Source organism: Acinetobacter cumulans (genome assembly GCF_003024525.3).
In the GTDB taxonomy this organism is placed as follows: domain Bacteria; phylum Pseudomonadota; class Gammaproteobacteria; order Pseudomonadales; family Moraxellaceae; genus Acinetobacter; species Acinetobacter cumulans.
In genome coordinates this window covers 702,712-714,460 of sequence record NZ_CP035934.2, presented here as the reverse complement: position 1 = coordinate 714,460, position 11,749 = coordinate 702,712, and the positions used below count along the sequence as shown (strand labels likewise).

At 42.0% G+C, this 11,749-nt stretch carries 7 protein-coding genes, 6 tRNA genes and 1 rRNA gene; 3 read left to right on the top strand and 11 right to left on the bottom strand.

Features of this window, described 5'->3' with window-relative positions:
- Nucleotides 1-441: 441 nt before the first annotated feature.
- From C9E88_RS03390 to C9E88_RS03380, 3 genes are all read right to left on the bottom strand, one after another.
- Nucleotides 442-517 (bottom strand) — tRNA-Ala (locus tag C9E88_RS03390).
- A gap of 75 nt (nucleotides 518-592) precedes the next feature.
- Nucleotides 593-669: transfer RNA gene (locus C9E88_RS03385), tRNA-Ile, on the bottom strand.
- Nucleotides 670-730: 61 nt separating this feature from the next.
- A 16S ribosomal RNA gene (locus C9E88_RS03380) occupies nucleotides 731-2,268 on the bottom strand.
- Between the two features lie 581 nt (nucleotides 2,269-2,849).
- Here C9E88_RS03380 and yfiR point away from each other — a divergent pair.
- Genes yfiR through yfiB form a run of 3 tightly spaced genes read left to right on the top strand, consistent with a single transcriptional unit; the run spans nucleotide 2,850 to nucleotide 5,013 of the window.
- Nucleotides 2,850-3,305: a regulatory sequestration protein YfiR gene (gene yfiR, locus C9E88_RS03375; protein WP_227865856.1), complete on the top strand. Its 456-nt coding sequence runs from the start codon at nucleotides 2,850-2,852 to the stop codon at nucleotides 3,303-3,305.
- Nucleotides 3,302-4,531, top strand: coding sequence for a diguanylate cyclase DgcN/YfiN (gene dgcN / locus C9E88_RS03370; RefSeq protein ID WP_106986242.1), 1,230 nt, complete (start codon nucleotides 3,302-3,304; stop codon nucleotides 4,529-4,531). The genes yfiR and dgcN overlap by 4 nt, the downstream gene beginning before the upstream one ends.
- A gap of 2 nt (nucleotides 4,532-4,533) precedes the next feature.
- The gene (yfiB, locus tag C9E88_RS03365) at nucleotides 4,534-5,013 is read left to right on the top strand and encodes an outer membrane lipoprotein YfiB (RefSeq protein WP_106986243.1); all 480 of its coding nucleotides are present in this window, start codon (nucleotides 4,534-4,536) and stop codon (nucleotides 5,011-5,013) included.
- 120 nt (nucleotides 5,014-5,133) lie between these two features.
- On the opposite strand, the gene C9E88_RS03360 is transcribed toward yfiB, so the two are convergent.
- The 8 genes from C9E88_RS03360 to secA form a co-directional block, all read right to left on the bottom strand.
- Nucleotides 5,134-5,210: transfer RNA gene (locus C9E88_RS03360), tRNA-Pro, on the bottom strand.
- Nucleotides 5,211-5,227: 17 nt separating this feature from the next.
- Nucleotides 5,228-5,303, bottom strand: a tRNA-His gene (locus C9E88_RS03355).
- Nucleotides 5,304-5,342: 39 nt separating this feature from the next.
- Nucleotides 5,343-5,419, bottom strand: a tRNA-Arg gene (locus C9E88_RS03350).
- Nucleotides 5,420-5,453: 34 nt separating this feature from the next.
- Nucleotides 5,454-5,530 (bottom strand) — tRNA-Pro (locus tag C9E88_RS03345).
- Nucleotides 5,531-5,697: 167 nt separating this feature from the next.
- The gene (gene nadA / locus C9E88_RS03340; RefSeq protein WP_106986273.1) at nucleotides 5,698-6,765 is read right to left on the bottom strand and encodes a quinolinate synthase NadA; all 1,068 of its coding nucleotides are present in this window, start codon (nucleotides 6,763-6,765) and stop codon (nucleotides 5,698-5,700) included.
- A gap of 146 nt (nucleotides 6,766-6,911) precedes the next feature.
- Nucleotides 6,912-8,132, bottom strand: a complete 1,221-nt coding sequence (gene argJ, locus C9E88_RS03335) for a bifunctional glutamate N-acetyltransferase/amino-acid acetyltransferase ArgJ (protein WP_106986244.1) — start codon at nucleotides 8,130-8,132, stop codon at nucleotides 6,912-6,914.
- Nucleotides 8,133-8,283: 151 nt separating this feature from the next.
- Nucleotides 8,284-8,640 (bottom strand): hypothetical protein, encoded by a 357-nt coding sequence (locus C9E88_RS03330; protein ID WP_106986245.1) that lies wholly within the window; start codon nucleotides 8,638-8,640, stop codon nucleotides 8,284-8,286.
- A 139-nt stretch (nucleotides 8,641-8,779) separates the two neighbouring features.
- Nucleotides 8,780-11,503 (bottom strand): preprotein translocase subunit SecA, encoded by a 2,724-nt coding sequence (gene secA, locus C9E88_RS03325; RefSeq protein WP_106986246.1) that lies wholly within the window; start codon nucleotides 11,501-11,503, stop codon nucleotides 8,780-8,782.
- Nucleotides 11,504-11,749: the final 246 nt, after the last annotated feature.

The window sequence follows — 11,749 nt, the reverse complement described above, 5'->3', positions numbered from 1 at the left end:
CCAAACAGTCGTTTATCCTTACAAGTAGGATAAGCAACAGAGTTTGTCTTACGACTTACTCATACAGTTGGCGTCTTGTGCATTTAAGCACTGTACAGCTTCAATTAGATTCATATACCAAAACGCTTGATTCAGTTAATTTCGCTAGTAACTCATAGCTTCTATCTTCACATCACAGTAATAAATCACTGTTAGTGTTAATGTCAGTTATGAGTATGAACAAATTATTTCAACTCAAATATATTCTGTTAATGATTTAACATGCCTTCGTCAGGTCATGTTGCTGTGATAAATCACAGAGCTTAATAACAATGAAGCGCATTCTACGCTAGTTTGTTGCTAAGCTCTATAACCTAAGCACTTGATCGCTTAAAGACTAAACTAACAGTCAGCTGACTGTTCATTTATTAACTTGTCTTTTATACATCGCTTTGCGATGTATGGTGGAGACTAGGAGAGTCGAACTCCTGACCTCCTGCGTGCAAAGCAGGCGCTCTACCAACTAAGCTAAGTCCCCAGCTTATCAATTAAGTCAATGTCTCTGTTTTCTGTTTGCTCTCATATTTTATTCAAATATTTCGTTAGTCAGATTTGGTGGGTCTGACAAGACTTGAACTTGTGACCCCACGCTTATCAAGCGTGTGCTCTAACCAACTGAGCTACAGACCCTCAGATACATCGTCATGAAGAACAACTTGTTGTGGATTCTTACCAGTCGCCAATCTTTCGTTAAGGAGGTGATCCAGCCGCAGGTTCCCCTACGGCTACCTTGTTACGACTTCACCCCAGTCGTCGGCCACACCGTGGTAAGCGTCCTCCTTACGGTTAGACTACCTACTTCTGGTGCAACAAACTCCCATGGTGTGACGGGCGGTGTGTACAAGGCCCGGGAACGTATTCACCGCGGCATTCTGATCCGCGATTACTAGCGATTCCGACTTCATGGAGTCGAGTTGCAGACTCCAATCCGGACTACGATCGGCTTTTTGAGATTAGCATCCTCTCGCGAGGTAGCAACCCTTTGTACCGACCATTGTAGCACGTGTGTAGCCCTGGTCGTAAGGGCCATGATGACTTGACGTCGTCCCCGCCTTCCTCCAGTTTGTCACTGGCAGTATCCTTAAAGTTCCCGGCCGAACCGCTGGCAAATAAGGAAAAGGGTTGCGCTCGTTGCGGGACTTAACCCAACATCTCACGACACGAGCTGACGACAGCCATGCAGCACCTGTATGTAAGTTCCCGAAGGCACCAATCCATCTCTGGAAAGTTCTTACTATGTCAAGACCAGGTAAGGTTCTTCGCGTTGCATCGAATTAAACCACATGCTCCACCGCTTGTGCGGGCCCCCGTCAATTCATTTGAGTTTTAGTCTTGCGACCGTACTCCCCAGGCGGTCTACTTATCGCGTTAGCTGCGCCACTAAAGCCTCAAAGGCCCCAACGGCTAGTAGACATCGTTTACGGCATGGACTACCAGGGTATCTAATCCTGTTTGCTCCCCATGCTTTCGTACCTCAGCGTCAGTATTAGGCCAGATGGCTGCCTTCGCCATCGGTATTCCTCCAGATCTCTACGCATTTCACCGCTACACCTGGAATTCTACCATCCTCTCCCATACTCTAGCTTCCCAGTATCGAATGCAATTCCTAAGTTAAGCTCAGGGATTTCACATCCGACTTAAAAAGCCGCCTACGTACGCTTTACGCCCAGTAAATCCGATTAACGCTCGCACCCTCTGTATTACCGCGGCTGCTGGCACAGAGTTAGCCGGTGCTTATTCTGCGAGTAACGTCCACTATCCCTAGGTATTAACTAGAGTAGCCTCCTCCTCGCTTAAAGTGCTTTACAACCAAAAGGCCTTCTTCACACACGCGGCATGGCTGGATCAGGGTTCCCCCCATTGTCCAATATTCCCCACTGCTGCCTCCCGTAGGAGTCTGGGCCGTGTCTCAGTCCCAGTGTGGCGGATCATCCTCTCAGACCCGCTACAGATCGTCGCCTTGGTAGGCCTTTACCCCACCAACTAGCTAATCTGACTTAGGCTCATCTATTAGCGCAAGGTCCGAAGATCCCCTGCTTTCCCCCGTAGGGCGTATGCGGTATTAGCATCCCTTTCGAAATGTTGTCCCCCACTAATAGGCAGATTCCTAAGCATTACTCACCCGTCCGCCGCTAGAAATCGGTAGCAAGCTACCTATTCCCGCTCGACTTGCATGTGTTAAGCCTGCCGCCAGCGTTCAATCTGAGCCATGATCAAACTCTTCAGTTTAAAATCAATAGTACCTTTAAAGGGTACCAATCTTGGCTCATCAATTACTGACAAATATTTGCTCAAATAAACTTCGAGAAATTTCTACCAATTATCAATGAAAATATATTCGATTGATCAACCAGTAAAAATCCACACAAGTTGTTCTTCATAATCTCTTAATGATCTTCTTGTTGGTTCGTCACCAGCAAGCTAGGTCGGCTATATTACACTAAATTTATTTAGTGTCAACAAGTAATTCAAATTATTTTAAACTTTTTTTCTAAAACCAAACTTAATCTTTTCAATCAAGTCCTTGTTTTATCAGAAGTTTTAATCTTCATCACCGCCGATGGATGTGCATTCTACAGCATTTCACATCCGTTGCAACCCTATTTTTTATTTTTTTCCATTTATTTTTAAAAAATCCTACCAGGTGTCTTCTTTTTAAACACATTTAGCATTTTCTGTATTATTATTAGACGTATTACACAGTTTTTTATTTGTTTAAGAATAAATCGCCATTTATATAAACTCTCAAAAATATACACAATATGGTTTTTAGCAGAAATAAAACAGGATTTTTGATCTGCGGTCTTTTATTGAGTAGCTCACTATATGCCGCACCTGTATCAGATATCTACCACACATCTTTAGCCATTTTAAGCTACGCCAAGTGGCCTACAAACACGCCTGAAATTTGTGTGGTCAACAATAACCCCTTTGCGCAACAGCTGAAAAACAACCTACCAGCCGATAGCCCATATAAAGTGAGCAATAAACACAGCTCAGAATTACGCTCATCCAATTGCACAGTATTATTTTTTAGCAATCTCAGTGACAAAGAAGAGCAAAATATTTTAAATACAGCAGTAAACTACCCAGCCCTCTCGATTAGTAGTAATAATTTAAACTGTGAAACGGGTAGTGCTTTTTGTCTTTATAAGAAAAATCAAAGCTATGCATTTAAAGTTAATATGGAAAGCTTAACGCAATCCAAAATTCATATTGACCCGCGGGTATTAATGCTCGCAAAACCAGCGGAGTCAAACCCATGAAACAACTGTATAATCCAATTACATTACATCAGCTGTTTACACGCTCTCAGCTGACTATTTTTATTTTAACTTTTGGTATTTGCTCAGCTATTTTACTGGCAATTTCTACTTACACCATGAATGCCTATGCCAAAAATAGTTTAAGCATTTTATCAAATGCCATTAATGAGCGCGTCCAACCCGCTGTGGTCTTTCAAGACCAAAGTACAATGGGGCAAATTTTACAAGAGTACACTCAGCAATACCCGATTCGTTCTATTGATATATTTTCTACGCAAAAAAAAATTTTAGCGCATACAGAGCAGCAACCGATTAGCGCTTGGTCAAGCCAAAACTTACTTGACCTGCTGTTTTATCACGACCCCATTACCCTCCCTATTCGACACAACAACAAAACTTATGGCCAATTATTGGTGTACGGAAACTCTGCAGACTTGGTGAGTTTCTTTCACAAAATACTGCTCGGGCTATTTCTTGGTTTTTTAATTTTATTGGCTGCTGTTTTTTGGTCTGTCAGCTCTGTCTATCAATACCTTATGCATTCCATTCGTGACATTGTGGAATCATCGCAAACCATTAGTCTTAAAAAGAATTATACCATGCGTGTTTCAAATTCTGACATTCAAGAACTGCAAGCCCTCAGCACGGCATTTAATGGTTTACTCTGTGAAATAGAGCAATCCAATCAAAGTTTAATGTCTGAAAATAATAAACTATTACACCAATCTCGACACGATCCACTCACACAACTTCCAAATCGGCATTTTTTTTATGAAACACTCTTTCAATATTATGAAGATAATAGTGTGCGCAATGCAGCCGTACTGTTTATAGATTTAAATGACTTTAAACAGGTGAATGATCAATTTGGCCATTTAGCAGGCGATGCTGTGCTTCGCGCCTCATCATATTGTGTACGTAAAGTTTTGCCAGAAAATGCTTTTTTCTCTCGACTTGGTGGCGATGAATTTGCTGTCATTATCCCAGACATTATAGACAGTGACGAAATACAACAACTTTGCCAAAAAATACATGCTTGCTACACAGCAACCTATATGTTCGAGCAACAGCATATATTTTTAGATGCCAGTATTGGCGTTGCGCTCACCCAACTCTCTAAATCACCAGAAGATTTAATCAGCGACGCAGATCAAGCCATGTACGATGCAAAAAATTTTGCTGAGAAATGGCATATCTCCCTTCAATCCAAAAGTAAACAGGCCTAAATATGTACAAAAAAATTTTCAGCGCCCTACTCATAATTATTTTTAGCACAACCCTTACTGCCTGCATGAATTTAGGTCACCTAAATTACAAACAAGCCCGCATGTTAAAAAAAGAAGGTTTTGTATTAAATGATGAAGGCTGGACTCTTGCGCTTCCTGAACGCCTCTTATTTAATTTTGATGATTACCGTATTCAGAATCATCAAAAAGAAAAACTGACCGAGCTCTCACATCAATTACAAAAATATGATTTAGAAAAGCTCAAATTCACTGGTCATACGGATAATGTTGGTCAGGCCAACTATAATTATCAACTCTCTCAAAAAAGAGCCCAAAGTGTTGCGGATGTATTTTTTGCAGAGGGCTTTAAACCACAAAATGTGCAAATTATTGGTCGTGGCTCAGATCAACCGATTGCAAGCAATGACAGTGAAGAAAATCGTGCCAAAAACCGTCGCGTAAATGTCATTATCATTCCATAAACCTGAAACAAAAAAAGCCTCAAAATATTGAGGCTTTTTATTTCACTAAAATTCACTAAATTTTAGGCATAAAAAAACCGCTTAACGCGGTATCTTTATTTCGACCACTTATTTTAAAAGTGGTCGGAGCAGTAGGATTCGAACCTACGACCCCCTGGTCCCAAACCAGGTGCACTACCAGGCTGTGCTATGCTCCGATTTCAACTACTAGAGTTGGGGTGAATGACGGGATTCGAACCCGCGACAACTGGAATCACAATCCAGGGCTCTACCAACTGAGCTACATCCACCATTACAACATTTGGTTCTTAATACATCAAGCGACCAAATGGCGCGCCTGACAGGATTCGAACCTGTGACCATCCGCTTAGAAGGCGGATGCTCTATCCAACTGAGCTACAAGCGCTTAACTGATGTAAACATCATTTGCCTTGAGGAATTGGTCGGAGCAGTAGGATTCGAACCTACGACCCCCTGGTCCCAAACCAGGTGCACTACCAGGCTGTGCTATGCTCCGATTCATCTCAGCTTTCGAACCGTTCAACTTATCTTTCGATGTATCGTTCGGTACGGTGTGCATTCTAGGCTTGACGCCCGAAGACGTCAACACCTATCTTCAAAAAAATACCAAAAAATGCTTCAAGCGTTTATTTATCAAGCATAATTGATATTTTTTAAGCATTTTTAGCGTTTTAGTGATGCACTAAAGTTCAACATTCGATCAAGGGGTAATTTCGCTCGTTCAGCCAAAGCAGCATCGACGAATATTTCTTGATCATTTTTTTCTAAAACTTGCAAAATACCATCTAATTCGTTCATTGCCATCCATGGACAATGTGCACAAGAGCGACAAGTCGCCCCCTCTCCAGCCGTTGGTGCTTCAATTAAGGTCTTATTTGGCACTGCTTGTTGCATTTTGTAGAAGATACCGCGATCTGTTGCCACAATTAATTGTTCATTTGGCAATGTTTGCGCCGCTTTAATCAATTGTGAAGTACTTCCTACAGCATCAGCAATATCTACAACTGATTCTGGCGACTCTGGATGTACCAAAACTGCGGCATTTGGGTAGAGTGCTTTCATGTTTGCTATGCCACGCGAGCGGAACTCTTCATGCACAATACATGCGCCATCCCACAGCAACATTTCTGCGCCTGTTTTCTTTTGAATATAGCGCCCTAAATGCTGATCTGGTGCCCAAATGATTTTCTCACCCAAACTGTCGAGATGTTCAATAATTTCTACGGCACAGCTTGAAGTTACCACCCAGTCAGCACGCGCTTTAACAGCAGCCGAGGTGTTGGCATACACCACCACCGTATGATCGGGGTGTGCATCGCAGAATTGGCTAAACTCATCTACAGGGCAACCCAAATCGAGGGAGCAAGTGGCTTCCAGTGTTGGCATGAGCACGGTTTTTTCTGGCGAAAGAATTTTTGCAGTTTCCCCCATAAATTTAACACCAGCCACAACCAAGGTAGATGCCTCATGATCACGTCCAAAACGCGCCATTTCTAATGAGTCAGAAACACAACCACCCGTAAGCTCTGCAAGCTCTTGTACTTCAGGATCGCAATAATAATGTGCCACCAGTACAGCATCACGCTTTTTAAGCGCCTCTTTAATCTGCTCGAACTTTGCTAATTTGGCTTGCTCTGACAGTACGTGTTCTTTTGGCTCACCCAAACGGTCTAAATGCGCTTGCACAATCGATTTTGCTTCGTTGGCAATTAAATTTGTCGCATCATTCATCATAAGGTCTACTCTATCCATAATGCTCATTTAACAATGAGCTCACCTATATGGCTGTTCAAATGGCTGTATGTGCTTTTTGACCAGTCATTAAAAACTTAGCTTTATAAAAAAGCCTCCAATGGAGGCTTTTTAAAATCACTATTTTAAGAACGATAATCTGCGTTGATCTTCACATAGTCATACGACAGATCACAGGTATATACCGTGTCCTTCGCATCACCACGGCCTAAATCAACACGGATGGTAATTTCTGTTTTTTGCATTTCAGTGGCACCAGCTTCTTCTGTGTAATCTGCAGCTGCACCGCCATCTTTACAAATCTGAACATCGCCCAACCAAACTTGAATATTTTCAACATTTAAGTTTGGTACGCCTGCATAACCAATGGCTGCCAAAATACGCCCCCAGTTTGGATCTGAGGCAAAGATTGCTGTTTTCACTAATGGTGAATGCGCAATGCTATAAGCTACATCACAGCATTCTTGTGTATTGGCACCACCTTCGACAGCAACCGTAATAAATTTAGTTGCACCTTCACCATCACGAATAATGAGCTGTGCAAGACGTTTCATAACGCGTGTAAGCACATCTGCAACCGCTGTATAACGTGGATCAGTTGTAGCGCTAATTTCTTGACCACCCGCCTGCCCTGTTGCTACAAAAATACATGAGTCATTGGTCGAGGTATCACCATCTACCGTAATACGGTTAAAGGATACATTGACAGCTTCTGATAATAATTGTTGTACCAATTTACGGCTGATCGGTGCATCTGTTGCTACATAGCCTAGCATTGTCGCCATATTGGGACGAATCATGCCAGCACCTTTAGAAATACCTGTCATGGTATAGGTGATGCCATCCAATACGAACTGCTCAGAAGCACCTTTAGGCGTGGTATCTGTGGTCATAATGCCTGTAGCCGCATCTAACCATGCATCTTCTTCCAAGCTATCTAACGCAGGCTGTAAACCTTCGACCAAACGTTCAATTGGCAGTTGCTCACCAATGACACCCGTAGAAAAAGGCAGAACCTCTGCTGCTGAAACACCCGCCAATGACGCAAGTTTTGCACACGTTGCTTCTGCATTGGCCATACCTGTTGGGCCTGTGCCAGCATTAGCATTACCTGTATTAATTACCAAGTAGCGTGGATTTCCCACCTTTAAGTGAGCTTTAGAGATATGTACTGGCGCCGCACAGAATGCATTTTGTGTAAATACACCCGCCACATTTGAACCTTCGGCAAATTCAAAAATAACCAGGTCACGTCGGTTCTGATAGCGGACATACGCTTCAGCTGAACCAATTTTTACACCTTTCACCACATGCATCTGTGGCATAGATACGTCACCAACTGCCATTTTTAAACGCCTAATTCAATTTATGAAAAAAGACAGCTTAGAACAAAATTGAGTAAAAATCGAGTAGATGCCTAGTTTTAGGCTATTTTTATTCTGTAGTGATAGACAATAAAAAACCAGCCGATTGGCTGGTTCTTAAAATGATCGAAAATCAATTACGTGCAAGCTGTGCTGCTTCATTTAATAATGATTTTTTTGCATTTTGCTGACTTGCTGAAGACAGTGCAGGATTCTCTGCCACAATACGATCCGCATTTGCTGCATTGGCTGCTGTTACAGCTGCTGTTTGCATTACGATCGGACGATTTGGATTATCGAATGTATAACGAATACCTGTACGTGGGCTAGTTACTGTCACTTTACCATCTGTACCCACTTGTACTTCTGCCGTTGTCGCGCCAAGTGCTTGTTGAACTTTTGCAGGCGTTGTCGTTTGAACTGAATCTGCATACGCAAATGCTGGAACTGCCAAAATAGCAATCATGAGAGGCTGTAATAATTTTTTCATTGTCTGTTCCACAATTTCTTAAGGGACTGTGCAACTAAATACCATCTAATGGCTTAGGCTGCAAACACTATTCATCAACTCTAAATCTATACTACAAAAATAATCAGAACCCGTAGGTTCTGATTATTTTATGTATCACTTAAATTTTACCGTGACACTGTTTGTATTTTAGACCTGAGCCACATGGACAAGGTGAATTGCGGCTTTCTGGTGCTACAACCTCATCACCAACAGGTGTGAATTGCGCATCTACGACATCAGTGCTTACACCGTCATCCAACAAGCTATCAAACTCAGCATGAGATAGATTCAATTGCATTGCTTCAGCTTGTGCTTGCTTTTGAGCCTCCATTTCTGCAAGTTCTTCTGCAGTTGGAACATGTACGCGAGATAGATCTGTCACAACATCAGATTTAATTACCGCTAGCATGTTTACAAATAAGTTAAAGGCTTCTTTTTTGTATTCTTGCTCAGGGTTCTTTTGTGCATAACCACGTAAATGAATACCTTGACGTAGGTAGTCCATGGCAGCCAAATGCTCTTTCCAGTGACGGTCTAAAGCATTCAACACAAAATGACGCTCCAACATCGCTGCTGATTCTTCACCCATTTGCGCACGACGTGTTTTATAACGTGACAAAACTTCGTCGGTAATACGTCGCGCTAAGCCTTCTTCGTCTAAGCGACGATCATCTTCAAGCCATTGGGTAATTGGCAAATCGATACCAAGGTCTTCACGCAATGCGCTTTCAAGGCCTTGAATGTCCCACTGATCGTGAATTGATTCAGGTGGTACATAAATTTCAATCACACCTTTCATCACATCAGAAATCATCCCTTCGATGTTTTCTTCTAATGATGCTTCAGTTAAAACTTCATCACGTTGAGTGTAAATAATTTTACGTTGTTCGTTATTTACATCATCGTATTTCAATAAGTTTTTACGAATGTCAAAGTTACGTGCTTCTACTTTGCGCTGTGCATTTTCAATCGAACGTGACACCATTTTATGTTCAATGGCTTCATCTTCTTTCAAGCCCATTGCACGCATCATCCCCACTACACGATCACCTGCGAAAATACGCATAAGGTCATCCTCAAGGGATAGATAGAAACGCGACACACCTGGGTCACCTTGACGGCCAGCACGACCACGAAGCTGGTTATCAATACGGCGTGATTCATGACGCTCTGAACCAATAATGTGTAAACCACCAGATGCTAAAACAGCATCATGGTTTGCTTCCCACTCGCCTTTTAAGCGTTTTTCATCTTCAGCAGTTGGCTCTTCAATTTTTGCAAGTAAAGCTTTCCAGTTACCCCCCAACAGAATGTCTGTACCACGACCTGCCATGTTGGTTGCAATCGTTACTGCACGTGGTGAGCCTGCTTGCGCAATAATATCTGCTTCACGCTCATGCTGTTTTGCATTAAGTACTTCGTGGGCAATACCTGCTTCACGCAGTTTGTCAGATAAAATTTCAGAGGCTTCAATTGTTGCGGTACCAATCAAAATTGGCGCTACGCCTGCTTCATGAATTCGTTGAATTTCTTGAATAATCGCGCTGTATTTACCGTTACGATTTAAATAAATTAAATCGTTTTCATCTTTACGCACCATAGGACGATGCGTTGGAATAAGCACTACGTCTAGGCCATAAATTTCTTTCATTTCGGCAGCTTCGGTATCTGCAGTACCGGTCATACCTGAAAGTTTTTTATACAGACGGAAATAGTTTTGGAAAGTGGTGGTTGCCAAGGTTTGGTTTTCTGGTTGGATTTCCAAGCCTTCTTTGGCTTCAACGGCTTGGTGTAAACCTTCTGACCAACGGCGACCAGGCATTGTACGACCTGTGTTTTCATCCACAATGATAATTTCACCATCATGAATAATATATTGCACATTTCGTTGATATAAATAATGCGCACGGATAGCCGCCGATACATGATGAACCAAGTTCAAATTCGCAGATGAATATAGACTTTCACCTTCGGCCAATAAGCCCATTTGAATTAATTCTTGCTCAACTGTTTCATAACCAACTTCTGTCATTTCAACAGTACGTTGCTTTTCATCAATCCAGAAGTGACCACCATCTGCGACCTTTTCTTCTTTTTGCGCATGTAACTTCGGTGGAATGCTGTTAATCGCGGCATAAAGCTGTGAAGAGTCTTCACTTTGACCAGAAATAATTAATGGCGTACGCGCCTCATCAATTAAGATCGAATCGACCTCATCGATAATGGCATAAGTTAGGCCACGTTGTTTTTTCTCAGGCAGTGAAAACACCATATTGTCACGAAGATAGTCGAAACCAAATTCGTTGTTTGTACCATAGGTAATGTCTGCACGATATGCCAAGCCCTTTTCTGTTGGGTCTTGCATTGAATAAATAATGCCAATACTTAGGCCTAAAAACTCAAATAATGGACGGTTTAGCTCAGCATCACGTTGTGCCAAATAATCATTCACTGTAATCACGTGAACGCCTTCACCACTTAAAGCATTCAGATAACAAGCTAGCGTACCCATGAGGGTTTTACCCTCACCCGTACGCATTTCAGCAATTTTACCTTCGTGAAGGGTAATACCACCAATTATCTGTACATCATAGTGACGCATGCCCATTACACGCTTTGCCGCTTCACGACAAACTGCAAATGCTTCTGGCATTAATTTATCTAGGCTTTCACCATTTTTATAACGTTGTTTGAATTCTTCAGTTTTTGCAGATAAGTCCGCATCGCTAAGGGCTGATATCGTCGGCTCGAGCGCGTTAACTTTTTCTACGATCTTGCGCATGCGTTTGAGTTCACGCTCATTTTTGGTACCGAAGATTCCTCCGATCAGACTTGCCAACATGAATAGACTCTCTAAATCTTGCTTGTCAAATGAATAAGTTTTCTTAGTCGTTATTATGGTGCTAGAAATTTGAAGTACAAGGGCTTTGCACAAAAACCTCATAAAATTTCTATGAACCTAATGTGGCCCAATAAAGCTTAGATTTGCTAATGTAACAAATTTTAAACAGGCTAAAAAGTACGTGCATACAGAGATTTATTCAAATCGGCCAAATACAGCATGCATTCTTTATCTTTTAATTTCATA